19 protein-coding genes are annotated in these 23,406 nt (G+C 66.9%); 12 read left to right on the top strand and 7 right to left on the bottom strand.

The features are described 5' to 3' along the window. The first annotated feature begins 218 nt into the window (after positions 1 to 218). Together ACZK2R_RS05065 and ACZK2R_RS05060 are read left to right on the top strand one after the other, a co-directional pair. Complete coding sequence (locus ACZK2R_RS05065; protein ID WP_180837903.1) at positions 219 to 2,270, top strand: glycoside hydrolase family 97 protein; 2,052 nt, start codon at positions 219 to 221, stop codon at positions 2,268 to 2,270. A gap of 251 nt (positions 2,271 to 2,521) precedes the next feature. Further along, entirely contained in the window at positions 2,522 to 5,290 is a 2,769-nt protein-coding gene (locus ACZK2R_RS05060; protein WP_180838148.1) for a TonB-dependent receptor, read from the top strand. Between the two features lie 174 nt (positions 5,291 to 5,464). Here ACZK2R_RS05060 and ACZK2R_RS05055 read toward each other — a convergent pair whose 3' ends face one another. Next, positions 5,465 to 7,078: an alpha-glucosidase gene (locus ACZK2R_RS05055; RefSeq protein ID WP_032129592.1), complete on the bottom strand. Its 1,614-nt coding sequence runs from the start codon at positions 7,076 to 7,078 to the stop codon at positions 5,465 to 5,467. A 214-nt stretch (positions 7,079 to 7,292) separates the two neighbouring features. On the opposite strand from ACZK2R_RS05055, the gene ACZK2R_RS05050 reads away from it, so the two are divergent. After that, positions 7,293 to 8,291, top strand: a complete 999-nt coding sequence (locus ACZK2R_RS05050; protein ID WP_180838147.1) for a polyprenyl synthetase family protein — start codon at positions 7,293 to 7,295, stop codon at positions 8,289 to 8,291. A gap of 203 nt (positions 8,292 to 8,494) precedes the next feature. Here the strand turns inward: ACZK2R_RS05050 and ACZK2R_RS05045 are convergent, their stop codons facing one another. Further along, positions 8,495 to 9,286: a dienelactone hydrolase family protein gene (locus ACZK2R_RS05045; RefSeq protein WP_180838146.1), complete on the bottom strand. Its 792-nt coding sequence runs from the start codon at positions 9,284 to 9,286 to the stop codon at positions 8,495 to 8,497. A 133-nt stretch (positions 9,287 to 9,419) separates the two neighbouring features. Here ACZK2R_RS05045 and ACZK2R_RS05040 point away from each other — a divergent pair, with 133 nt between their 5' ends. Beyond that, on the top strand, positions 9,420 to 10,007 hold the full coding sequence (locus ACZK2R_RS05040) for an SMI1/KNR4 family protein (protein ID WP_180838145.1): 588 nt from the start codon (positions 9,420 to 9,422) through the stop codon (positions 10,005 to 10,007). Positions 10,008 to 10,067: 60 nt separating this feature from the next. Here ACZK2R_RS05040 and murD read toward each other — a convergent pair whose 3' ends face one another. The 3 genes from murD to ACZK2R_RS05025 form a co-directional block, all read right to left on the bottom strand. Next, complete coding sequence (gene murD, locus ACZK2R_RS05035; RefSeq protein ID WP_180838144.1) at positions 10,068 to 11,477, bottom strand: UDP-N-acetylmuramoyl-L-alanine--D-glutamate ligase; 1,410 nt, start codon at positions 11,475 to 11,477, stop codon at positions 10,068 to 10,070. Further along, positions 11,458 to 12,810, bottom strand: a complete 1,353-nt coding sequence (gene murL, locus ACZK2R_RS05030; protein ID WP_049422722.1) for a UDP-N-acetyl-alpha-D-muramoyl-L-alanyl-L-glutamate epimerase — start codon at positions 12,808 to 12,810, stop codon at positions 11,458 to 11,460. The genes murD and murL overlap by 20 nt, the downstream gene beginning before the upstream one ends. Positions 12,811 to 12,886: 76 nt before the next feature. Continuing rightward, complete coding sequence (locus tag ACZK2R_RS05025) at positions 12,887 to 15,481, bottom strand: bifunctional aspartate kinase/diaminopimelate decarboxylase (RefSeq protein ID WP_478487781.1); 2,595 nt, start codon at positions 15,479 to 15,481, stop codon at positions 12,887 to 12,889. 75 nt (positions 15,482 to 15,556) lie between these two features. Here ACZK2R_RS05025 and ACZK2R_RS05020 point away from each other — a divergent pair, with 75 nt between their 5' ends. Next, positions 15,557 to 16,429, top strand: coding sequence for a PhzF family phenazine biosynthesis protein (locus ACZK2R_RS05020; RefSeq protein ID WP_180838143.1), 873 nt, complete (start codon positions 15,557 to 15,559; stop codon positions 16,427 to 16,429). A 131-nt stretch (positions 16,430 to 16,560) separates the two neighbouring features. Then, positions 16,561 to 17,439: a PhzF family phenazine biosynthesis protein gene (locus ACZK2R_RS05015; protein ID WP_180838142.1), complete on the top strand. Its 879-nt coding sequence runs from the start codon at positions 16,561 to 16,563 to the stop codon at positions 17,437 to 17,439. Positions 17,440 to 17,601: 162 nt separating this feature from the next. On the opposite strand, the gene ACZK2R_RS05010 is transcribed toward ACZK2R_RS05015, so the two are convergent. Continuing rightward, positions 17,602 to 18,033: an OsmC family protein gene (locus ACZK2R_RS05010; protein WP_005408443.1), complete on the bottom strand. Its 432-nt coding sequence runs from the start codon at positions 18,031 to 18,033 to the stop codon at positions 17,602 to 17,604. 371 nt (positions 18,034 to 18,404) lie between these two features. On the opposite strand from ACZK2R_RS05010, the gene ACZK2R_RS05005 reads away from it, so the two are divergent. From ACZK2R_RS05005 to ACZK2R_RS04990, 4 genes are all read left to right on the top strand, one after another. Next, positions 18,405 to 18,803, top strand: coding sequence for an HU family DNA-binding protein (locus tag ACZK2R_RS05005; protein ID WP_010483539.1), 399 nt, complete (start codon positions 18,405 to 18,407; stop codon positions 18,801 to 18,803). Between the two features lie 254 nt (positions 18,804 to 19,057). Beyond that, on the top strand, positions 19,058 to 19,366 hold the full coding sequence (locus ACZK2R_RS05000) for a DUF3861 family protein (protein WP_032129232.1): 309 nt from the start codon (positions 19,058 to 19,060) through the stop codon (positions 19,364 to 19,366). Between the two features lie 55 nt (positions 19,367 to 19,421). Further along, positions 19,422 to 19,970 carry a hypothetical protein gene (locus ACZK2R_RS04995; RefSeq protein WP_125894202.1) on the top strand — a complete coding sequence of 183 codons (549 nt, stop codon included), beginning with the start codon at positions 19,422 to 19,424 and terminating at the stop codon, positions 19,968 to 19,970. An 81-nt stretch (positions 19,971 to 20,051) separates the two neighbouring features. Continuing rightward, a complete protein-coding gene (locus tag ACZK2R_RS04990; protein ID WP_012510326.1) occupies positions 20,052 to 20,648 on the top strand; it encodes a YceB family lipoprotein in 597 nt (198 codons plus the stop codon). A gap of 72 nt (positions 20,649 to 20,720) precedes the next feature. Here the strand turns inward: ACZK2R_RS04990 and ACZK2R_RS04985 are convergent, their stop codons facing one another. Then, the gene (locus ACZK2R_RS04985) at positions 20,721 to 21,188 is read right to left on the bottom strand and encodes an SET domain-containing protein (protein ID WP_012479369.1); all 468 of its coding nucleotides are present in this window, start codon (positions 21,186 to 21,188) and stop codon (positions 20,721 to 20,723) included. Between the two features lie 209 nt (positions 21,189 to 21,397). On the opposite strand from ACZK2R_RS04985, the gene ACZK2R_RS04980 reads away from it, so the two are divergent. Continuing rightward, the gene (locus ACZK2R_RS04980; protein WP_005408436.1) at positions 21,398 to 21,853 is read left to right on the top strand and encodes an SUF system Fe-S cluster assembly regulator; all 456 of its coding nucleotides are present in this window, start codon (positions 21,398 to 21,400) and stop codon (positions 21,851 to 21,853) included. Positions 21,854 to 21,870: 17 nt separating this feature from the next. Continuing rightward, positions 21,871 to 23,346, top strand: coding sequence for a Fe-S cluster assembly protein SufB (gene sufB, locus ACZK2R_RS04975; protein ID WP_043396952.1), 1,476 nt, complete (start codon positions 21,871 to 21,873; stop codon positions 23,344 to 23,346). Positions 23,347 to 23,406: the final 60 nt, after the last annotated feature.

The following is a 23,406-nucleotide window of genomic DNA, read 5'->3' as shown; positions in this document are numbered from 1 at the left end:
TCGCCCGTCGGCCTCCCTCCCTCTCTGCACGCGTTGTAGGTCCGCACCGTCGTTGTCGGCGGGCGGGCGCGGCCCCTCCCTCAAGGTGCCTTGGCCCCATGGTAGACGCGGGGCTGTCGGCTGCGTCCAGCTGCATACGTATTCATGGCGTTGCGCGGCAGCGGGCCTGCCGCGCTGGCTTATGGTCCGGGTCTGCCAACGGCGCCTTGGGAGGGGAAATGCCGATGTCACCCACTGCTGTACGCGCGGTGTTCGCGCACCTGCTCGGTCTGGCTCTGCTGGGCCTGGCCACGCTGGCGCAGGCCGCGCCGCAGGTGGCCAGCGTCGAATCACCGGGAAAGGTGCTCAAGGTCAGCCTGGTGCTGGTCGGTGGCACCGCGCGCTATCGCGTCGAGCGTTTCGGCGAGACCGTGGTGGAAGATTCGAAGCTGGGCTTTGCCTTGCGCGATGGGCGCCTGGACCGGGATTTCGCCCTGCTCGGCCAACAGCAACGCAGCGTCGATGACAACTGGGAACAGCCCTGGGGCGAACGCCGGCTCACCCGCAACCACTTCAACGAACTGACCGTGCAGCTGGCCGAGACCACCGGCAGCAAGCGCCGGCTGGATGTGGTGTTCCGCGTGTACGACGATGGCCTTGGCTTCCGCTACGTATTCCCCGAGCAGCCGAACCTGCACGAAGCGATCATCGATGACGAGCTGACCGAGTTCGCCATCGCGCAGGATTCCACCGCGTGGTGGATCCCTGCCGGCGAACCGATCCACTACGAGTACCTGTACCAGCGCACGCCGCTGCGCGAGGTTCCGCTGGTGCATACGCCGATGACCCTGCGCAGCCGCGATGGCCTGCACGTGGCGATTCACGAGGCTGCGCTGGTCGACTACGCCGGCATGTGGCTGCGCCGCACCGAGGGCCAGCGCCTGCGCGCGCAGCTCTCGCCCTCGGCCGAAGGCTGGAAGGTGCGCCGCGGCCTGCCCTTCGCCACGCCGTGGCGCACGCTGCAGATTGCCGACCGTGCCGGCGGCCTGGTCGAATCGGACCTGATCCTCAACCTCAACGAACCCAATGCGCTGGGTGATGTGAGCTGGGTGAAGCCGGCCAAGTACCTGGGGGTGTGGTGGTCGATGCACCTGGACAACGAGAGCTGGGCGACCGGGCCGAAGCATGCGGCCACCACCGCGAAGACGAAGAAGGTGATCGACTTCGCCGCCGCGCACGGCTTCCGTGGCGTGCTGGTGGAAGGCTGGAATCCGGGCTGGGACGGCATGTGGGTGGGCAATGGCTACGACTTCGATTTCACCCGTGCCACGCCCGATTTCGACATTGAAGCGCTCTCGGCGTATGGCCAGAACAAGGGCGTGCACCTGATCGGCCACCATGAAACCGGCTGCGCCATCGAGCACTACGAGGAGCAGCTGGATGCTGCGCTGGACCTGTACGCGCGGCTGGGCGTGGACCAGTTCAAGACCGGTTACGTCTGCGACGACGGTCAGGTCGACCGCCGCAATCCCTCGGGCGGCCCGCTGTGGCGTGAGTGGCATGACGGGCAGTTCATGGCGCGCCACCACCTGAAGGTGGTCCAGGAAGCGGCGCGGCGGCACCTGTCGGTGAACCCGCATGAGCCGATCAAGGACACCGGCCTGCGCCGCACCTATCCCAACTGGATCTCGCGCGAAGGCGCACGTGGCATGGAGTACAACGCCTGGGGCCAGCCGCCGAACCCGCCGGAACATGAGGTCAACCTGGTGTTCACCCGCATGCTGGCCGGGCCGATGGATTACACCCCCGGCATCCTCAGCCTGAAGGGCCGCCACGGCCAGGCCATTCCCAGCACGCTGGCACGCCAGCTGGCGCTGTACGTGGTGCTGTACAGCCCGATCCAGATGGCCGCCGACCTGCCCGAGCACTACCTGCAGCATCGCGAGGCATTCCGTTTCATCGAAGACGTCGCCGTGGACTGGGAGCAGAGCCGCGTGCTCGATGGCGAAGTGGGCGACTACGTGACGATCGTGCGCCGCGACCGCAACAGCCGCGACTGGTTCCTCGGCAGCATCACCGACGAGCACGGCCGCGTGCTGCCGGTGTCGCTGGGCTTCCTGGAGCCGGGCGTGCGCTATCGCGCCGAGATCTACCGCGATGGCGAGGGCGCGGATTTCCGCAGCAATCCCTTCGCATTCGCGCGCGAAACCCGAGAGGTGACCAGCGCCGAGGTGCTGACGCTGGTGCTGGCACCGGGGGGTGGGCAGGCCATTCGCTTCACGCCGCTTTGAATGCCCCGGTAGTGCCGGCCGCTGGCCGGCAACCCGGTGAACGCGATTGCCGGCCAGCGGCCGGCACTACCGCAAACAGAACCTGAAAGCGATTACATCCCTGCAAACGCCATTGAATACGTATGCAGGGTGATTCCCGCGAAGAACGCGCTGCCTACCATAGCGGCGACGACAGCGGCCACCGCGTCGCACGTCCACGGTCACTCCGGGACGTTCACGAATCGATCTGCAACATTGCCTGGGAGGGGAAAATGTTGAACCACAAGCGCAGCGCGCTGAGCATCGCGCTGGCCGTTGTCCTGGCGCCGACGCTGGCGTCGGCACAGTCCACGCAGAGCACCACCACGCCGGCCGCCACCGCCGCCACCAACCTGGATACGGTGCAGGTCACCGGCATCCGCCGCGGCATCGAGAACGCAATCGCGATCAAGCAGGACGCCACCTCGGTGGTCGAAGCGATCTCCGCCGAAGACATCGGCAAACTGCCCGACGTCAGCATCGCCGAATCCATCTCGCGCCTGCCCGGCCTGGCCGCGCAGCGTGTGGCCGGCCGTGCGCAGGTGATCAGTGTGCGTGGCCTGTCGCCCGACTTCGCCACCACCCTGCTCAATGGCCGTGAAGTGGTCAGCACCGGCGACAACCGCGGCGTCGAATTCGACCAGTACCCGTCCGAGCTGGTCAACGGCGTGACCGTGTACAAGACCCCGGACGCGGCGCTGGTCGGCCAAGGCCTGTCGGGCACCATCGACATGCAGACCGCACGCCCGCTCAGCTTCGGCGAGCGCGTGATCGCGGTCAGCGGCCGCTACCAGAAGAGCTCCCTGGGCCGCGCTGCCAACATCGACCCGTATGGCAACCGTTTCAGCGCCAGCTACATCGACCAGTTCTTCGACAACACCCTGGGCATCGCCATTGGTTATGCGCACAGCGACATGCCGATCCAGGAGAACCAGGTCGGCCTGTACGAGCCCTGGACCACCGAACACACCGACAAGGGCGAGCGTCGCGGAATCGCACCTGGCACCTACTTCACCGATGGCATCAAGGCCCTGCGTCGCACCGGCAACAACAAGCGCGACGGTGTGATGGCAACGATCCAGTTCCGCCCCAGCAACAGCTGGACCAGCACCTTCGATGCGTTCCATACCGAAGCCGAGCAGATCGACACCGCCAACCAGTTCGAGCTGAGCCTCAGCGGCAACGGCGAGGACAGCAACAATCCCAACGCGATCCTGCCGGTGTTCAGCAATGTCGGTCGCAATGCCGATGGCAGCTTCACCGGTGGCACGATCAACAATGCGTACCCGCTGGTGCGCGGCATGTACAACAAGCGCAAGGACAAGATCGATGCGTTCGGCTGGAACAACGAGTTCAACGTCGGTGGCGTGAAGCTGGTCGCCGACCTGAACTACTCCAAGGCGACCCGCCGCGAGATCAACCTGGAAAACAACCTGCAGCTGGTGCCGCGCCCGCAGTTCGACACGATCGGGCTGGTGGTGAACAACAACAGCTTCTCGCAGATCACGCCGGGGCGCGACTATTCCAATCCGGACAGCCTGTTCCTGACCAACACGATCTATGGTTCCGGCTACGGCAAGGTGCCAGAGGTCGAAGACCGCTTGAAGGGCGCCAAGCTGGCGGCGACGCTGCCGGTTCCCGAGGCCATGTCCAGCTGGTTCTCGGATGTGGACGTGGGCGTGAACTATGCCGACCGTCGCAAGCAGAAGGCTCAGGCCGAAGGCAACATCCTGCTCGGCGCCCAAGGCGAATCCAGCATCGCACCGGACCTGCAGTACCGCCCGGTCAACCTCGGTTTCGCCGGCATCGGCTACATCCCGTCGTGGAATGTGCCGGCAGCCGTCGGTCGTTACATGACCTTCAACCCGGTCGACAACCTGGACTACCTGATTCCGAAATCCTGGACGGTCGAGGAGAAGATCACCACGGCGTGGGCACGCCTGAACATCAACACCGACATCGGCGTGGTCGGCGTGCGCGGCAACATCGGCGTGCAGATGCAGCACACCGACCAGAGCTCGGATTCGCGCTACTGGGACAGCTCGCAGCCGGCGGGCAGCAACATCCAGCCCTTCTCTGCCGGCAAGACCTACAAGGATTGGCTGCCTAGCTTGAACCTGGTGTTCATGTTCCCGCACCAGCAGACGCTGCGCTTCGCCGCCGCCAAGCAGGTCGCGCGCCCGCGCGTGGACCAGATGCGTGCCGGCCTGGAATTCGGCGTGGATACCAACAACGGCCGCCCCGGTGGCAGCGGTGGCAATCCGCTGCTGGATCCGTGGCGCGCCACCGCGCTGGATCTGTCCTATGAGAAGTACTTCGGCGAGAAGGCCTACGTGGCTGCGGCGATCTTCTACAAGGACCTGAAGAGCTACGTCTACACGCAGTCGGTGGACAACTACGACTTCAGCGGCCTGCTCGGCAACTACGTGCCACCGCCGGGCATGACCGCACCGGTGCTGACCACCGGCACCTTCTCCACGCCGCAGAACGGCAAGGGCGGCACGTTGAAGGGGCTGGAGCTGACCGGGTCGTTCCCGCTGGAGATGCTGACCGACAGCCTGCGCGGCTTCGGCGTGCAGGCCAGCGCGACCTTCAACAAGAGCGACATCACCATCCTGGATCCGGAGAGCGCCTCCAGTGTGGGCACCGACCCGATCAGCCTGCCGGGACTGTCCAAGCGCGTGTACAACTTCACCGCCTACTACGAGCGCAGCGGCTTTGAAGCACGTGTGAGCCAGCGCCGCCGTTCGGACTTCATCGGTGAGATCGGCAACTTCAACGGCAATCGCACGCTGCGTTACGTGGTCGGCGAGAATGTGACCGATGCACAGGTCAGCTACACCTTCAGCGACAGCAGCAGCCTGCGCGGGCTGACCCTGCTGCTGCAGGGCAGCAACCTGACCAACGAGCCGTACCGCACCTACGCCGGCAGCAAGGACCGCCCGCTGGAATACATCGAGTGGGGCCGCACCTACATGCTGGGCGTGAACTACAAGTTCTGACCACGACCGGGTAGTGCCGGCCGCTGGCCGGCAGCGACTCATCGGAAACCCGCTGCGCAGGCAGCGGGTTTTCTTTTGCGCGGATGCCGGCCGTTGGTCGGCAAGGCCCATCCACAAAAAAGGGACGGGGCGCTTCGGCCCCGTCCCCGCAAGTACCGCCACCGGAGAAAACGGTCAGCTGCGTCGGGCGCAATACACCGCGCGCGGCGGCAGCTGGAGTTCATTGCCCTGCACCGTGCCCGCATCCGGGCCTGGCACCGCCACCTGCTGCCAGTTGCCCGGCGGCAGCGGATGGCTCACCGCCTCGGCCGACAGGTTGAAGGCCAGCAGGAGGGTTTCATCTGCAAGCATACGCTCGAACAGCAGCACTGGCTCGGCGCTTTCGATGAATCGGATGCTGCCATGCAGGAGTGCCGGCTGGCTATGCCGCCAGGCCAGGAACCCGCGGAACGCAGCCAGGACCGAGTCCGGGTCGCGCTCCTGCACCGCCACGGCCGCGGCGCGGTGCTCGGGCGGAATCGGCAGCCACGGCTGGCCGGCGGTGAAACCGGCCAGCGGCGCGTCGGTCCACGGCAGTGGGGTCCGGCAGCCATCGCGGCCCTTGAAGTTGGGCCAGAAGGTGATGCCATAGGGGTCCTGCAGGGCCTCGAACGGCACCTCGGCCTCGGCCAGGCCCAGTTCCTCGCCCTGGTACAGGCAGACCGAGCCGCGCAGCGAGCACAGCATCGCCACCAGCATCCTCGCCAGGCGCGGGTCAGCCGGGTGGCCGCCCCAGCGGCTGACCGCCCGCTCCACGTCGTGATTCGAAACCGCCCAGCACGGCCAGCCTTCGGTCATCACGGCTTCCAGGCGCGAGACCGTATCGCGGATGTAGGCCGCGCTGTAGTCGTCCACCAGCAGCTCGAAGCTGTAGCCCATGTGCAGGCGACCATCGCGGGTGTACTCGGCGGTGGTGGCCAGCGAGTCCTCCGAGGAGATCTCACCCAGGCTGACCGCCCCCGGATACTCGTCCAGCAGCGCGCGCAGCCTCTCCAGGAACGGCAGGTTCTCCGGCTGGGTGTTGTTGTAATAGTGGTACTGGTAGGCGTACGGGTTGTCCGGGCTGAAGCCGCGACCGAAGCGCTTCTCCGCCGGCTTGGCCGGGTTGTCGCGCAGCTGCGCGTCATGGAAGCAGAAGTTGATCGCATCCAGGCGGAAGCCATCCACGCCGCGGTCCAGCCAGAAGCGCACGTTGTCCAGGGTCGCCTGCTGCACGTCCGGGTGATGGAAGTTCAGGTCTGGCTGGTCGACCAGGAAGTTGTGCAGGTAGTACTGCTCTCGGCGCGGCTCCCACTGCCAGGCGCCGCCGCCGAACAGCGACAGCCAGTTATTGGGCGGCGTGCCGTCCTCGCGCGGGTCCGCCCATACGTACCAGTCGGCCTTGGGGTTGGTCCGGTCCTGGCGGCTCTCGCGGAACCAGGCGTGCTCGATCGAGGTATGGCTCAGCACCTGGTCGATCATCACCTTCAGGCCCAGACCGTGCGCCTTGGCCAGCAGGCGGTCGAAGTCGTCCAGGCTGCCGAACAGCGGGTCGACGTCGCGGTAGTCGGCGATGTCGTAGCCGAAGTCGGCCATCGGCGATTTGAAGAACGGCGAGATCCAGATCGCGTCCACGCCCAGCGTTGCGATGTGGTCCAGGCGCTGGATGATGCCCGGCAGGTCGCCTACCCCGTCGCCGTTGGCGTCAAGGAAACTGCGCGGGTAGATCTGGTAGATGACGGCTCCGCGCCACCATGGATAGTGCGACATCGACAGCCCCCCTCCGGGCGTGCGGGACCCGCCGGGAGCGGGCCGAAATCCTGATGCCGCAAGCTTAGCGGTGGCCTCACGGGCATGGCGCAACCTGCATACGTATTCACGCAGGCGGCATCCGTGGCCGGGCCGCGGACGCCGGCCTGCCCGGTTTGCGCCCGAATTCACAGGCAACGCCTATAATCAGCGATGAGCCTGAAAGCCTGATCGCATGACCATCACCGAAGACACCCGTCCCGCCCTGGGCCTGCCCCAGATCCAGTCGCTTGCCGCGGCCGACATGGCCGCCGTCGACACCCTGATCCGGCGCCGCCTGTCCTCGGACGTCGTGCTGATCAACCAGATCGCCGACCACATCATTTCCGCCGGCGGCAAGCGCCTGCGCCCGATGCTGGTGATGCTGGCCGGCCATGCGGTTGGCCAGGCCGGCCCGGACCACCACCAGCTGGCGGCGATCATCGAGTTCATCCACACCTCCACCCTGCTGCACGACGACGTGGTGGACGAATCCAGCCTGCGCCGTGGCCGCAGCACCGCCAACGCCCTGTGGGGCAACGCGCCCAGCGTGCTGGTCGGCGACTTCCTGTACTCGCGCAGCTTCCAGCTGATGGTCGAGCTGGAGCGCATGTCGGTGATGCAGATCCTGGCCGATGCCACCAACCGCATCGCCGAGGGTGAAGTGCTGCAGCTGCTGCACGTGCACAACCCGGATACCGACGAAGCGGCCTACCTGCGCGTGATCGAGCGCAAGACCGCCGTGCTGTTCGCCGCCGGCACCCGTCTGGGCGCGCTGGCCAGCGGCGTGGACGAAGCCACCCAGCAGGCCCTGTTCGACTACGGCATGCACCTGGGCTACGCGTTCCAGATCGCCGACGACGTGCTGGACTACTCGGCCAATGCCGAGGAGCTGGGCAAGAACCTGGGTGACGACCTCGCCGAGGGCAAGGCCACGCTGCCGCTGATCCATGCCATGGCCCATTCGGACGCCGCCACCCGCGAACGCCTGCGCACCATCGTGCAGGACGGCGACGCCTCGGCGATGCCGGAAGTGCTGGCCGCGATCCGCGCTACCGGCGGCCTGGAGTACAGCCGCGCGCGTGCCGAGGAATATGCCGAGGCCGCCGAGCGCGCGCTCGATGGCCTGGCCGACAATGATGCCGTGGCTGCCCTGCGCGGCCTGGCCCGCTACGCGGTGCAGCGCTCGCATTGATGGGTTGAGGTGTGCCGACCAACGGTCGGCACCCACCAAACCGGCATTCCGGTGGCTGCCGACCGTTGGTCGGCACGGAAACATCGGTAGCTGCCGACCGTTCGCATTGACCGCATTGTAGTGCCGGCCGCTGGCCGGCAACCTCATGATGCTGCGGATGTCACGGGAATGCCGGCCAGCGGCCGGCACTACCGCTGCACGGTTCAACGTTTCTCGAAGCGCTCCTCGAAGAACTCATCCAGCGCCTTCCATGCGCGCTTCGCCGCGCGCTCGTTGTACTGGCAGCCCGGCGGGCTGTTGGCATCGCGCTCGGCAAAGCAGTGCACCGCGCCGCTGTAGTTGGTGAATTCCCAATCGACCTTGGCCGCGTTCATTTCTTTCTGGAAGCTGCCGATGTCCTCGGCGGTCACGCTGGTGTCGTCGGCGCCATTGAGCACCAGCACCGACGGGTGGCTGCCACCAGCCTGTGCCGGCAGCGGCGAACCCAGCCCGCCGTGCAGGCTGACCACCCCTGCCAGCGGCGCACCGGCACGGGCCAGCTCCAGCACCGTGGTGCCACCGAAACAGAAGCCCACCGCACCGATCCGGCTGGCATCGAGCGGCGCCTTGCCGGCCTGGGCCTTGAGCACGTTCACCGCCTCCAGCGCACGCGCACGCAGCAGCGGCCGGTCGTTGCGGAGCTTGGTCGCCACCGGCCCGGCCTCGGCATCGGTCTTCGGCCGCACGCTCTTGCCGTACACATCGGCCACCAGCACCACATAGTCATCGCCAGCCAGCTGCTTGGCCTTCTCCACCGCCGACTCGTTCACGCCTTTCCAGTTCGGCACCATCACCAGCCCGGGGCGCTTATCGTTGTCGCCGTCGTCATAGACCAGCACGCCACTGAAGGTCGTACCCTGGTGCTTCCACTCCACCGGCTGCGTCTTCATCGCCGCCCACGCCGGCATCGCCGCCAGCCCCAGAACCACCGCCACACCGCATCGCCAACGATTCATGCGCCTGCTCCGCAAGAAAAAGGGGACGGAGGGGATTAAGCCGTATTCGCCCCTCCCGCGTCGCATTCTGCATTGGCGACGTGACGCAGGTGTGGTTGGATACGACTTAATCCCCTCCGTCCCCTTTTTTCGCATGAATCTTGTTGATCGCTTCCTGTCTGGCCTTGTTCCGCGTCTGCCTGCCGAGGATGCCCCGCAGTGGGCTTGGGTCCAGGGCGCCAGCGCCGAAGACCTGCAGCGCCTGCGTGCGCAGTGGCCGCAGGTGCCGGACAGCCTGGTGGAACTGTTGTCCCGCGTGGATGGCACCCATTTCCGCGAGTATCCCGGCGGTGAGGTCTGCGTGCTGATGCTGGGTTCAGATGTGGGCGATTACCCCTACTACCTGCGCTCGGTCGCGCAGATCTTCGAGGACCAGCAGCAGTGGGACGACAGCATCCGTTCCATCTACGAAGAGTGGCTGGATGACGAGCCGGAGATCCTGGGTGAGGGCATCGACGCCGATCTGCCGATGAACCGCCGCCTGTGCTTCTCGCACTGCATGAACAACGGCGGCACCTCGATGCTGTACCTGGATTTTGATCCCGCGCCGGGCGGTACGGTCGGCCAGGTGGTGCGCTACCTGCACGATCCGGACAGCTATGCGGTGATCGCGCCCAGCTTCGATGCGTACCTGCAGCAGTTGATCGACGGCGGCTACGCGTTCATCGATCAGGAGCAGTAGATCCACGCCATGCGTGGATGAATTTCTCCGGAGGTTGCCGGCCAGCGGCCGGCACTACCTTCAAGCGATACCCAGCCCGGGAATCGCGCTGATGCTCTCCGGGTCAAACCCAGCCAGCTCAGCGAAATGACGGCCACGCGCCACGTAATCCCGGTAGGCACCAAAGCTCGGCGCGCCCGGCGACAGCAATACCACCCCGCCTTCAGAACCCAACGCGGCACGTGCCAGCGCCATTGCCTCGGGCAGATCCGCCGCCGCGTGCAGACCGAAACGACCGGCGTCGGCCAATGGCTGCAGCATCGCGTGGATGCGCGGGCCGTTGCTGCCCATGGTCACGATCTCCACCGGCGGCACGTCGTGCGCCATGTGCTGCATGAAATCGGTCCAGTCCAGGCCACGGTCATGCCCGCCCACCAGCAACGCGATGCGCTGCCCGGCGAAGCACTCCAGCGCGGCCAGGCTGGCATGCGGCGTGGTGCTGATCGAATCGTTGACGTAGGTCAGGCCATCGGCCGCGCCGATGCGCTGCAGGCGATTCGGCAGCGGACGGAAATCCTGCACCGCCGGTGCCAGCGCCACGGCGTCCAGCCCCAGCGCTTCCAGCGCCGCCAGTACCGCACACAGGTTGCCGCGGTTGTGGCGACCCGGCAGCGGCGTGTTGCGGGTATCGAACACGGCCTGCTCGCCGCGATGCACGATGTCACCGCGCATATGCCAGCCCTGCGGCTGGTTGAACCAGACCACTTCGCTATCGGGCAGCGACAGCGCAGCCAGATGCGGATCGGCGGCATTGAGCACGGCGATGCGCGGTGCGGCTTCAGTCACCAGCCGCAGCTTGTCCTCGATGTAACGCTGCTCGCTGCCGTGCCAATCCAGGTGCTCCGGGAACAGGTTCAGCACCACCGCCACCTGCGGATGGGCGCCACTGCGCGCCACTTCGCCGGTCTGGTAGCTGGACAGTTCCACCGCCCAGTACTCGGGCGCGGGCTGCGGGTCCAGCACTTCCAGTAGCGGCAGGCCGATGTTGCCGACCAGACCGGTGCGGTGGCCGGCGGCACGCAGCAGGTGCGCGACCAGCGCGGTGGTGGTGCTCTTGCCCTTGGTACCGGTCACGCACACGGTGTCGTGCACGATGCCATCGGCACCTGCATGTTCGGCAAACCACAGCGCGGTGCCACCGATGAAGGTGGTGCCCTGCCCCGCCGCCGCCAGCGCGACCGGCTGGTAGGGGCTGATCCCGGGCGACTTGATCACCACGTCGAACGCGGCCAGCGCTTCAGCAGAAGGCTCGCCACGCACATCCAGCGCGCCCCGCGTTTCTGCGCGTGCGGCCTCGACTTCTGCCGCCGGGCAGAACAGGCTCAGCGGCAGCGTGGGCAGGCGCTCGCGCAGCACCGCAAACGCGGCGCGGCCCTCACGGCCCCAGCCCCACAGCGCAACGCGCTTTCCTTCAAGCTTCGAAATCTTCACGCACCCGTTCCCACAGCGCAGCCGGAACGCGGTGCTCGCCCTGCAGCTGCAGCAGCGGTGCCAGTTCCAGTTCGGCGGCATCCAGCTGCGGCTGGATCTCATTGCAGAAGCGCTTCACCAGCACGTCTTCCTTCCACTCCGGGCGCTGCGCCAGGGTCGCCATCGCCGCACGCGATTCGCGGCCTTCGCCCACGCACTCGAACGGCTTGTGGTCCTGGAATTCCAGCAGCGCGTCGAAGCCACCGGCCTGCTCGGCATCGTCCAGCAGGTTGCGGCCGAAGATGCGCACCAGGCGCGTCTTGGGCATGAACGGGGCCAGCGCCAGGAACACGAAATGGCACTTCGGGCAGACACCGCACCAGCGGTTCACCGGGCGCTCGCCGAGGATGTGGAAGTTGCGGTTGCAGCTGGAGAAATGCGCGTCGTAGAAATCGGTCTTGGCGAACTGGCGGGCCACTGCCAGCTCCGACATCGGGCGCAGCAGCGAGTAGTACTGCAGGTCCGCCGCTACGTGCGTCTGCACATGGCTGCCGAACGCCTGCTCGAACGCCCACCCCTTGGACCACTGGTGGTTCACTTCGCCGGTGCCCGGAATCTGGCTGCCGTAGCTGGCCGAACGCTCATTGGAGAACACCACCTGGTCTACGCCCTGCAGCAGCGCGGCCAGCACCATGATCGCCGAGTTCACCGCAGTGACCGGGATATGCCCGTTCCACGCACCCTGGCGGTTCAGCTCGAACAGTTCCGGCGCCAGCGCGCGGCCCAGGTTCAGCGTCGGCAGGCCGGTGCGTTCAGCGCAGGCACGGATCAGCTGCGAGCCACCGATCCAGGTCACCGTCTCGTCCACGCCGGCACGGCGCAGCGCTTCGATGCTGACCAGCGAATCCTTGCCGCCACCGATCGCCACCAGCGCGTGCGGCTGCAGGCCCAGCACCGGCGCCTGCACTGCCTCGCCCTGCACCGGCAGGCGGAAGCGCCCGCGCAGGTTCAGGCCGTTGCGGTAGGCAAATTCACCCAGGCCATTGAGGTAGACCGTCTCCACCAGCGCAGCGGTATCGGCATCGATGGCGTAGCTGTCGATGCTGACCGTCTCCGGCACGCCCGCCTTGTAGTAGCTGACACCGGCGATCAGGTGCAGCAGCTGCAGCGCGCGCTGCACAGCGGCGGTACGCACTTCGTCCAGCACGAACGGGGCGCCCGGCACGGTGATGGTTTCCACCATCTCCGGGCCGTCATCAAAGGCGTAGACCAGCTTGGCCACGCCGGTGTCCGCGGCGAATTCGCAGCGGACGAAGCGGAAGCGGGAAACCTGGTGTTTGTCGAAAGCAGTCATGGTGTATCCGGTCAGGCACGGGCCCGCGCGATGGCGCGGGGCGTGTCGGTGGGCGGGTGCAGGGCGCGCGCGGCGATCATTCGATCACGTCTTCGCGCGGCAGCATCCGCTGGTTGTAGGTGTTGGCCATCGAATAGCCGTAGGCGCCGGCATCGGCGATCAGCATCACGTCGTCCGGTGCGGTCGACACCGGCAGCTTGCGGCGCTTGCCGAACACATCGCTGGATTCGCAGATCGGGCCGACCACATCGAACGCCGCTTCGGCATAACCGCCCTGGCGGCTGAGGTTCTCGATGTCGTGCCAGGCGTCGTACAGGGCCGGGCGCATCAGTGCGTTCATGCCGGCATCCAGGCCAACACGGCGCACGCCGTCCTTCTCCACCACCTGGGTGACATGGGTCAGCAGCACGCCGGACTCGGCCACCAGGTAGCGGCCCGGCTCGATCGCCAGGCGGAATGCCGGATGCAGCGCCTTGACCTCGGCCAGGCCCTCGGCCCAGGCATCCAGATCGAACGGCTCGTCTTCGTCGCTGTACGGAATCGGCAGGCCACCGCCGATATCGATGGTGTGCACGCTGCCGATGCGGCGGGCGAAGCCGGCCAGCTCATCGCACATCAGGCGCCAGTGCTGCGCGGTTTCCACGCCGCTGCCCAGGTGCGCATGCAGGCCGACCACGCGGCTGCCCAGATCGGTGGCCGCGCGCACGAACTCATCGACGCGGGCGATCGGCAGGCCGAACTTGGAGTCCTTGCCGCCGGTGCGGACCTTGGCATGGTGGCCTTCGCCACGGCCCAGATCCACGCGCAGCCACAGCTCGCGGTTGCGGAACAGGTCCGGCCAGCGCTGCAGCGCTTCGACGTTGTCGACGGTGACGGTCACGCCCAGCGCGAACGCGGCTTCGTACTCGCTGCGCGGGCAGAAGCTGGGGGTGAACAGCACACGCTTGGGCGACAGTTCCGGCAGGTGCTGGAACACGTGCTTCAGTTCGCCGTGCGAGACGCACTCCAGGCCGAAGCCCTCGGCCTCCAGCAGCTGCAGGATGGCCGGGTGGCTGTTGGCCTTGATCGCGTAGTAGCGCTGGTCGATCGGCTTGATCGCGGCCAGCGCGCGGGCGCGGGCGCGCACCGTCGGCAGGTGGTAGACATAGCGCGGCGTACCGGCGTCGGCCAGCTGCAGCAGGTGCGCACGCTGGCCCCGCCACCACGGCGTGCCACGCGGGCGCACGGTGCCGGCGATCTCGCGCCAGCGTGGGCCGAACACTTCGGTCTCTTCCACCGGCATCGCACCGCTGTCGATCAGCTCGGCGTGCAGGATCGGCAGCAGGCCATCGGCATCGGCTTCGTCGATGACGAAGGTCAGGTTCAGGTCGTTGGACGACTGCGAGATCATGTGCACGCGCTCGCGGCCGAAGGTGGCCCACACGTCCGACAGCTTGTGCAGCAGCGAGCGCATGCCGCGACCAACCAGGGTGATCGCCGCGCACGGCACGATCACCTTCACCTTGCAGATCTGCGACAGGTCGGCCGACAGCGCGGCCAGCACATCGGTGTTGACCAGGTTCTCGGACGGGTCCAGCGACACGGTGACGTTGGTTTCGGCCGAACCGATCAGGTCCACCGACAGGCCATGCTTCTTGAACAGGTTGAACACATCGGCCAGGAAGCCGACCTGCTGCCACATGCCGATGCCTTCCATCGACACCAGCACGATGCCGTTGCGGCGGCTGATCGCCTTTACACCCGGCACCGGCGCAGCGCTGCCATCGATGCTGGTGCCCGGCAGTTCCGGGCGCTCGGTATCGAGGATGGCCATCGGCACGCCGGCATCACGGCACGGCTTGATCGAGCGCGGGTGCAACACCTTGGCGCCAGTGGTGGCGATTTCCTGCGCCTCGTAATAGTCCAGGCGGGTCAGCAGGCGCGCGTCCGGCACGTCCTTCGGGTTGGCACTGAACATGCCCGGCACATCGGTCCAGATCTCCACGCGGCTGGCACCGAGCAGCGCACCGAAGTACGCCGCCGAGGTATCCGAGCCACCACGGCCGAGGATGGCGGTACCACCATCGGCATGCCGCGAGATGAAGCCCTGGGTGATCAGCAGGCGGGTCGGCTGCGCGCGGAAGCGCTGCATCCACTCCGCATCGGCGCGCCACTGGCAGTTCACCGACAGCCGCTGCGACCAGTCGCTCTGGTTCGGCTGCGGCGGCATCGCGTCCAGCCACTGGCGGGCATCCATCCAGCCCATGTCCAGGCCCGAGGCGTGCAGGTAGGCCGCGCCCAGGGTGGAGGACAGCAGTTCGCCCTGGCCCAGCACTTCGGCCTGCCACTGCAGCGGCCGGGTGGCCGCGCGCGCGTCGTCGAGCAGCCCCTGCAGCGCCGCCAGGCGCTCGGCCAGCACCTCGCGGCCCAGGCCGAGTTCAACCAGGAAGGCCTCGTGGCGTTCGACCAGCGCCGCCACGCGATCACGGCTGTCCGGCGCGCCATCGGCGATCGCGGTCAGTTCGTTGGTGACCCCGGACAGCGCCGAAACCACTACCAGCACGCGCGAGCCAGTCTCTTCCGCACGTTTTTTCGCCAGCTTCCCGATCGTGTCCCAGCGATGACGACGCGACACCGAGGTGCCACCGAACTTCAGTACGATCCAACGATCGACAAGGGGGAAGGCTGACATGGATTGGCTATGTAGAATGTGGGGAAGCCGCCCTCGGGGGCGGAACCTTTGATTCTAAGCGCAATATCCTCGTAGATGGCCGTCCTCCGTTACCTGCAGCTCGATGTCTTCGCCCCCCGCCCCGGCACCGGCAACCCACTGGGCGCCATCCTGGACGCCGACGAGCTCTCCAGCAGCCAGATGCAGGCCCTGGCCGCCTGGCTGAACCTGTCCGAGACGGTGTTCTTCCTGCGCCCCAGCGCGCCCGGCGCCGATTACCACATCCGCATCTTCACCCCGACCCGCGAGCTGGCATTTGCCGGCCACCCCAGCGTCGGCGCCGCCTGGGCGGCGGTGATCTGCGGCCTGGCGCAACCACGCGACGGTGCCCTGCTGCAGCAATGCGCGGCGGGGTTGCTGCCGGTACGGGTGAGCGGCCCGGCCGAGGCACTGCAGATCCAACTGGCCAGCCCACCGGCGCAGCAACTGGACACAGCGGCGGACGGAGCGCCGGAAACGCTGCTGGCGCTGGCTGCCAGCGGGCACGTACCCGAACTATGGGACAACGGCGCTCGCTGGTGGCTGCTGCCGCTGCGCGACGCCTCCGCCGTACGCAACCTGGTGCCGGACATGGCCGCACTGGCCGACTGGAGCCTCGCCACTGATGCCACCGGCCTGGCCGTGTTCGCCGACGAAGCTGGCACCGACCACACCCGGGTGGTGCGCGCCTTCTGCCCCGCTGATGCGGCCGCCGTACCCGAGGACCCGGTGACCGGCAGCGCCAATGCCCTGATCGGTGCCTGGCTGCGGCAGCGCGATGCCCTGCCCGGCCGCGAGGGCCACTACGTGGCCAGCCAGGGCCGCGAAGTCGGCCGCGATGGCCGCGTGCAGGTGCAGGTCGATGCGCAGGGCACGGTCTGGATCGGCGGCCAGGTGCAGGCGGTCATCGACGGCCACATCCGCTGGTAGCCCACGGAAAAAAGGGGACGGAGGGAATTAAGTCGCTTATGGCACATGGGGCAAAAGCGACTTAATTCCCTCCGTCCCCTTTTGGGTGCCCCGCGCTACGCTATGCGGCCTGTTTACTGGAGTGCCGCCTGATGTCCACCCGCCGTTTCCTGCAGCTGGATGTGTTTTCCCCGCGCGCCGGCGCTGGCAATCCGCTGGCCGTGGTGCTCGATGCCGAGGGCCTGGACGACGCCAGCATGCAGGCCATCGCGCGCTGGACGCGCCTGCCCGAAACCACCTTCGTGTTCCCGCCGCAGGTCGCCGGTGCCAGCTACCGGCTGCGCATGTTCAGCCCGCAGAAGGAAGTTCCGTTTGCCGGCCACCCCAGCGTCGGCACCGCGCATGCGGTGCTGCAGGCCGGCCTGGCCGCAGCGGTCGATGGTGTGCTGGTGCAGGACGGCATTGCCGGTGCCCTGCCGCTGCGCGTCAGCGGTGAAGGTGCGCAGCAGCGCATCGCCATCCGCACGCCGCGCGCGCAGCTGGCCGAGACTGCCGAGGCGACCGATCCACGCCTGCAGGCCGCACTGAAGGACTGGCCGCTGGGCACGCTGCCGCCGGCGCGGATGCAGGGCGGACGCAGCTGGTGGGTGGTGCAGGTGGCCGATGAGGCCGCATTGCGCGCATTGCAGCCGGACTGGGATGCGGTGGCCGCACTGGCCGAGTCCACCGACAGCATGGGCGTGTTTGCCTATGCCTTCAGCGATGGCGGTGAGGGCTTCGATCTGGCGGTACGTGCCTTCGTCGGCAATGGACGCCGCTTCGAGGACGCCGCCTCCGGTGCCGCCAATGCGGTGCTGGCCGCATGGCTGGACCTGCGCGATGCGCTGCCCCGTGGTCGCGCACCGTTCGAAGTCAGCCAGGGCCGCGAAGTCGGCCACGACGCGCGCCTGACCCTTTTCGTCGATGAAGACGGGGAAGTCTGGTCCGGTGGCCAGGTGCAGACGGTGATTACCGGCACCCTTGATTGGTGATTGTGATGGGGGGTGGTAGAGCCGAAGGCAGCGGCAGGAGCCGCTGCCAACGTCGGACGCGACGGCCTGGAGGGTGGCGGCCAGGAAGGCCGCCATAACGCTGGCCGGCTGTTACCTGGACCTCGACATCATGCGGTTGCCGGCCAGCGGCCGGCACTACCCTCAGCCCAGCTCGGCTTCCAGGCTGATCGGCACTGCGCTCAGCGCCTTGGATACCGGGCAGTTCTGCTTGGCGTCATCGGCAATCGCACGGAACTGCGTCGCGTCGATGCCCGGCACCACGGCCTTCACCTTCAGCCGGATCTGCGACAGCTGCGGGCCGCCTTCCAGCGACAGATCGACCTTGGCTTCGGTATCCAGCGAAGTCGGGGTAAAGCCGGCTTCGCCGAGCTTGGCCGACAGCGCCATGGTGAAACAGCCGGCGTGCGCGGCAGCGATCAGCTCTTCCGGATTGGTGCCCTTTTCGTCGCCGAAGCGGCTGTTGAAGCCGTAGCGGGTCTTGTCCAGCAGCCCACTCTGCGGCGTGCTCAACTGCCCCTTGCCCGACTTCAGATCGCCTTCCCAATGCGCGGTGGCGTGTCGCGAGATTCCCATGTGCTGCTCCTGCGTGACGGTGATGAACGGTCACCCTCGCACGGGAGGCGTTAGCCCTGCGTCGCTCCGCCGCACGCCACAGGTCCGCCGGAAACCGGACAACTGGTCACTTCTTCGCCAGGCCGGCGCGCATTTTTCCCTTGTTTTCAGTGGTTTCGCGCATTCCTCCGATGGGCAGGCGCGGGCCATCGCGCGCGCTGCCACACCCCCTTCCCCCACTGCCGGCCATGTACTGAATCGGCCTGGATATGAAAAAACATGCACTTTCCGCGCTTCGGGCTATTGGCGGCGCCCGAGAGTTGCCCTACATTGCGCTTGCCGACGGGGTTCGGCGCCGACCAAACAACCAACCGTTCACGGAACAGGAAACCATGGCAAAGACCGCTAAGAAGGCTGCCCCGAAGAAGGCAGTGAAGAAAGTCGCGACGAAGGCAGCCGCCAAGCCGGCCGCTCCGAAGCCGATCAAGGAAGTGCTGACCAAGTCCGGCCTGGTTGCACACATCGCTGAAGCCTCCGGCGTCATCGCCAAGGACGTCCGCGCTGTGCTGGCCTCGCTTGAAAGCGCCGTCGCCTCCTCGGTGCACAAGAAGGGCGCTGGCTCCTTCACCCTGCCGGGCCTGCTGAAGATCACCACCGTCAATGTGCCGGCCAAGCCGAAGCGCAAGGGCATCAACCCGTTCACCAAGGAAGAGCAGTGGTTCGCTGCCAAGCCGGCCACCACCAAGCTGAAGGTGCGTCCGCTGAAGAAGCTGAAGGACGCCGCGCTGTAAGCGCGCGCCCCAACGCGGATTCCGACGGGACGGCTCTGGCCGTCCCGTTTTTTTTGTCCCAACCACAGCCCGCAACACAGCGTTGCCGCATCCCCGGGAATGCGCGTACAGGCCCGTCGCCATTGGCTGGACGTGGTCCGTTGCGGCCCCGGAACGTACCGGGTGGAACACTGCGTGCAGCCCCGGCCATCGCCGCCGAGCACGGCCTTGCCTAAGGTGGGCACATCCTCCACAGCTACGGCGAGCACACCCTCATGGCCAGCCCCTCCACCCGCTACCGGATCTCGGTGACCCCCATCGAAAAGGACGGGTTGCAGTGCACCGGGCGCTGCACCATCGAACTGGAACATCGCGCAAGCCGCGACCTGATGCGCCTGCTGGAAGCAGCACCGCGTACCGCTGGTATCAGCGGCGACGAGCGCGCGACGCTGGTGATCGCCACCCAGCTGCTGCGCGACATCGTGCAGCGCCACGCCGACACCGAAGGGCATGCCCTGGCCGCCATCGCCACGCAGGTGCTGCCGGCGCTGGATGCACTGGAACAGCTGCCCTCCTCCCGCTGATCGCGGAACAGCCGATACACTGCCTCCTTCCGTTCGCCTCGGGGAGGAGGCAGACATGCGCAGGTTCCTGATACTGCTCGCACCGCTGGTGCTGCTGGCCTGTTCCCGGCCGACATCGCAATCCGATCCAGCGGATGCCACACCGTCGGCCACGGCCGAGGCGGCTGCCCGCACGAAGTCACAGACCGCCGCAGAAGGCGATGCACCGACCGTGCAGGCCATCGATGTCGATCCCCTGTTTGCCGCCGTCGCGGCCGAGGCCGAGCTGCCGGCGGGAATGCTCAATGCCTATGTCATGGCCCTGCTCAATCGCGATCGCAAGGCCGTCGACGCCGCGTGGACCTTCCCGCCCAGCGATGCACGACGCGCCGACGATGCCGCATTGCGCCAGCTCACGGACGTGCGCAGCCTGCGCCTGACCAGCGAACTACCGATCGCGCGCGACGGTCACCAGCCGCCGCAGCTGCTGGAGGTTCCGGTACAGATCCGCGCAGTGACCCCTGAGGGCACCTTCCGCTTCGGCGGCTGGTACCGGGTGCAACCCCGTGCCGATGGCCGCGCCTGGCAGATCCAGTCGGCGCAACTGCGGCCAACGCTGGACTGAACCGTTGCAGCGGCATGCACGCGCGATTCAGCCGGCACGGCTACTCTTTGATTCGTCCATTCATATCCACCGGTCACCGCCATGCGCCTGCGTTCACTGATGACCCGCCTCGCGGCCTCCACCGTGCTGATCGCCGCTGCGATCGGCGCCCAGGCCGCCCCTTCCATTTCCGGCCGCGAACTGTCGGTCGGCGCCAGCGACGTGCAGCAGTACCTCGATGGCAGCTTCCCGCGCACCCAGGACGCCCTCGGCGGCCTGATCGCCCTGACCATGAGTCACCCGCAACTGAGTCTTCCGGCCGGCGAACGGTTGAACCTGGGCATGGATGTGGCACTGGCCACCGCCGGTGGCAACCCGGCCAAGCTGGGCACGGTGAAGCTCAGCAGTGGACTGCGCTACGACGCGCAGACCCAGGGCTTCCACCTGCAGCAGCCGAGCGTGGATGACTTCACCCCGGCCAACCAGGGCGGTCGCCTCGATTCGCGCACCCGCGGCCTGCTCAATGCCTGGCTGAGCGACTACGCCCAGCGCGAACCGATCTACAAGCTGGACCCGGCCGTGGCCGGCCTGCTCGGCGCCCTGCAGGTGCAGTCGGCGCAGGTGAAGAACGGCAAGCTGGTGGTCACCTTCAACCAGAACCTGGGCAACCTGGTGCCGGCAGGCGTCCTGGGTAAGTAAGGTAGTGCCGGCCGCTGGCCGGCACGCTTTTCACATGTGTGCCGGCCAGCGGCCGGCACTACCCGCTGCGGGTCAGCGCTTGGGCTGCAGCATGGTGCCGGTGCACTTGGGCGAGCCGCAGCGGCACTCCCAGATCTTCTTCAGCTTGGCGGTGTGACGCTCGGCCAGGGTGATGCCGTAGTTGTAGGTCAACTCTTCGCCGGCCTTGATATCGCGCAGCGCCTCGATGAACACCTTGTCGCCGCGGCTGTCGCCGTCCTCGTCTTCCTCGATCACCGCCTCGCAGTTCGGGTCGCAGCTGTGGTTGATCCAGCGCGCGTCATTGCCCTTGTAGTTGGCATCGATCACCCAGTCGTCGTTGAGGGTGAACAGGAAGGTATGGCCACTTTCGACGTCGCCGCTGTCATCGGCATCAACGTCGCCGTGGCTGCGCAGCAGGCCCTTGTACTGGATCACGCGCTCGCCCTGCTTGATCGGGGCCACGGCGAACACGCCGTTGCCATGGATGGCGGACTTGCGGGCTTGGATCTTCTTCGGCATCGGCACGGGCTGTTTGCAGCGAATGGAACAGGGATTCTCGCCCATTCCGGGTGATTGCGAAAATCACCCCGTTGGCGCAGCATTGCGCCCTGGCAACGGCCCCGGTGTGTCCTCCCGGCCCGGCCCCAGCGCCGGCTGAATGCCCGGGTTGGATGGCGGCGAATAAAAGCGTACAATTTCAGTCCGCTTTAAGAACCACTCGCATCCCCATGTTGCGCGTCACCAAACTCACCGATTACGCCACCGTCGTGCTGACCGTGCTCGCCGCCCGTCCGGGCGAGGTGCTCAGTGCCACCGAGCTGGCCGAATTCACCGGTCTGGAGCCGCCCACCGTCAGCAAGGTGCTCAAGCCGCTGGCCCAGGCCGGCCTGGTTGAAGGCCTGCGCGGCGTCCGTGGCGGCTATCGCCTGACCCGCCCGGCCATCGAGATCTCGCTGTTCGAAGTGGTCGAAGCGATGGAAGGGCCGCTGGCCCTGACCGAATGCAGCCACGACCACCATCAGTGCGGCATGGCGCCCAAGTGCGGCGCGCGCAGCAGCTGGCGGCTGATCAACGACGTGGTTTCCGAGGCCCTGCGCGATGTCACCCTTGCGCAGATCCTGCCCCCTCTCCCCCTTGCCGATGACGAACAGCGCCGCACCATCGCTGTCGACGTCGTCTCCTGATCCGTAGGCAGCCCCCCATGGCCACCGAAACCATCGAAAACGTCGCCCACGACGACACCCCCAACCGCGAGATCCACGAGCAGCTCGGCCGCAAGTATTCGGCCGGCTTCATCACCGAGATCGAATCGGACTCCCTGCCGCCGGGCCTGGACGAGGACACCATCCGTGCCCTGTCGGCCAAGAAGGAAGAGCCGGAGTGGATGACGCAGTGGCGCCTGGACGCCTACCGCCACTTCCTGACCATGCCGATGCCGGACTGGGCCAAGCTGGAGATCGCGCCGATCGACCTGCAGGCGCTCAGCTACTACTCCGCGCCGAAGGGCCCGAAGTACGCCTCGCTGGATGACGTGCCGAAGGAACTTCTGGACACCTACGACAAGCTGGGCGTGCCGCTGCACGAGCGTGCCAAGCTGGCCGGCGTGGCGGTGGACGCGGTGTTCGACTCGGTGTCCGTCGGCACCACGTTCCGCAAGGAACTGGCCGAGAAGGGCATCATTTTCTGCTCGATGTCCGAGGCCATCAAGGAACACCCGGAACTGGTCCGCCAGTACCTGGGCACCGTGGTGCCGGTGGGCGACAACTACTTCGCCGCGCTCAACTCGGCGGTGTTCTCCGATGGCAGCTTCGTGTTCATTCCCAAAGGCGTTCGCTGCCCGATGGAACTGAGCACCTACTTCCGCATCAATGCCGGCCACACCGGCCAGTTCGAGCGCACCCTGATCGTGTGCGAGGACAAGGCTTACGTGTCCTACCTGGAAGGCTGCACCGCGCCGATGCGCGACGAGAACCAGCTGCACGCTGCGGTGGTCGAGCTGGTCGCGCTGGAAGATGCGGAGATCAAGTACTCCACCGTGCAGAACTGGTACCCGGGCGACGAGAACGGCGTCGGCGGCATCTACAACTTCGTCACCAAGCGTGCCGAGTGCCGTGGTGCGCGCAGCAAGGTCACCTGGACCCAGGTCGAAACCGGCTCGGCGATCACCTGGAAGTACCCGTCCTGCGTGCTGCTGGGCGACGACTCGGTCGGTGAGTTCCACTCCGTGGCGCTGACCCATCACCGCCAGCAGGCCGACACCGGCACCAAGATGATCCACGTCGGCAAGCGCACCAAGAGCAAGATCGTCAGCAAGGGGATCAGCGCCGGCCGCGGCCAGAACACCTACCGCGGCCTGGTGCGTGTGGACCGCAATGCCGATGGCGCGCGCAACTACACCCAGTGTGATTCCCTGCTGATCGGCAAGCAGTGCGGCGCGCACACCTTCCCCTACATCGAGGTGAAGAACCCGGGCGCCACCGTCGAGCACGAGGCCACCACCTCGAAGATTTCCGACGACCAGCTGTTCTACTGCCGCGCCCGTGGCATCAGCCAGGAAGACGCGGTGTCGATGATCGTCGACGGCTTCTGCAAGCAGGTGTTCCGCGAACTGCCGATGGAGTTCGCGGTGGAAGCCAAGAAGCTGCTGGAAGTCTCGCTGGAAGGTTCGGTGGGCTGACCGTCCGCCCCTGCCCCTCGCAAACGCATTCTCTTTACCGGCGGGCCGCGGCCCGCCCCA

Source organism: Stenotrophomonas sp. 96582_Sma (assembly GCF_056480905.1).
Note: the sequence above shows the minus strand (reverse complement) of the source record. Positions and strands in the feature narration are given on the sequence as shown.

Coding starts and splice junctions, on each gene's coding strand:
- ACZK2R_RS04990 (WP_012510326.1), top strand. CDS start 20,052: ATGCGCCTGCGTTCACTGATGACCCGCCTCGCGGCCTCCACCGTGCTG.
- ACZK2R_RS05040 (WP_180838145.1), top strand. CDS start 9,420: ATGAATCTTGTTGATCGCTTCCTGTCTGGCCTTGTTCCGCGTCTGCCT.
- ACZK2R_RS05015 (WP_180838142.1), top strand. CDS start 16,561: ATGTCCACCCGCCGTTTCCTGCAGCTGGATGTGTTTTCCCCGCGCGCC.
- ACZK2R_RS05065 (WP_180837903.1), top strand. CDS start 219: ATGCCGATGTCACCCACTGCTGTACGCGCGGTGTTCGCGCACCTGCTC.
- murL (WP_049422722.1), bottom strand. CDS start 12,810: ATGACTGCTTTCGACAAACACCAGGTTTCCCGCTTCCGCTTCGTCCGC.
- ACZK2R_RS05045 (WP_180838146.1), bottom strand. CDS start 9,286: ATGAATCGTTGGCGATGCGGTGTGGCGGTGGTTCTGGGGCTGGCGGCG.
- ACZK2R_RS04980 (WP_005408436.1), top strand. CDS start 21,398: ATGTTGCGCGTCACCAAACTCACCGATTACGCCACCGTCGTGCTGACC.
- ACZK2R_RS05000 (WP_032129232.1), top strand. CDS start 19,058: ATGGCCAGCCCCTCCACCCGCTACCGGATCTCGGTGACCCCCATCGAA.
- ACZK2R_RS05020 (WP_180838143.1), top strand. CDS start 15,557: ATGGCCGTCCTCCGTTACCTGCAGCTCGATGTCTTCGCCCCCCGCCCC.
- ACZK2R_RS04985 (WP_012479369.1), bottom strand. CDS start 21,188: ATGCCGAAGAAGATCCAAGCCCGCAAGTCCGCCATCCATGGCAACGGC.
- ACZK2R_RS05010 (WP_005408443.1), bottom strand. CDS start 18,033: ATGGGAATCTCGCGACACGCCACCGCGCATTGGGAAGGCGATCTGAAG.
- ACZK2R_RS04995 (WP_125894202.1), top strand. CDS start 19,422: ATGCGCAGGTTCCTGATACTGCTCGCACCGCTGGTGCTGCTGGCCTGT.
- ACZK2R_RS05060 (WP_180838148.1), top strand. CDS start 2,522: ATGTTGAACCACAAGCGCAGCGCGCTGAGCATCGCGCTGGCCGTTGTC.
- sufB (WP_043396952.1), top strand. CDS start 21,871: ATGGCCACCGAAACCATCGAAAACGTCGCCCACGACGACACCCCCAAC.
- ACZK2R_RS05025 (WP_478487781.1), bottom strand. CDS start 15,481: ATGTCAGCCTTCCCCCTTGTCGATCGTTGGATCGTACTGAAGTTCGGT.
- ACZK2R_RS05050 (WP_180838147.1), top strand. CDS start 7,293: ATGACCATCACCGAAGACACCCGTCCCGCCCTGGGCCTGCCCCAGATC.
- ACZK2R_RS05055 (WP_032129592.1), bottom strand. CDS start 7,078: ATGTCGCACTATCCATGGTGGCGCGGAGCCGTCATCTACCAGATCTAC.
- ACZK2R_RS05005 (WP_010483539.1), top strand. CDS start 18,405: ATGGCAAAGACCGCTAAGAAGGCTGCCCCGAAGAAGGCAGTGAAGAAA.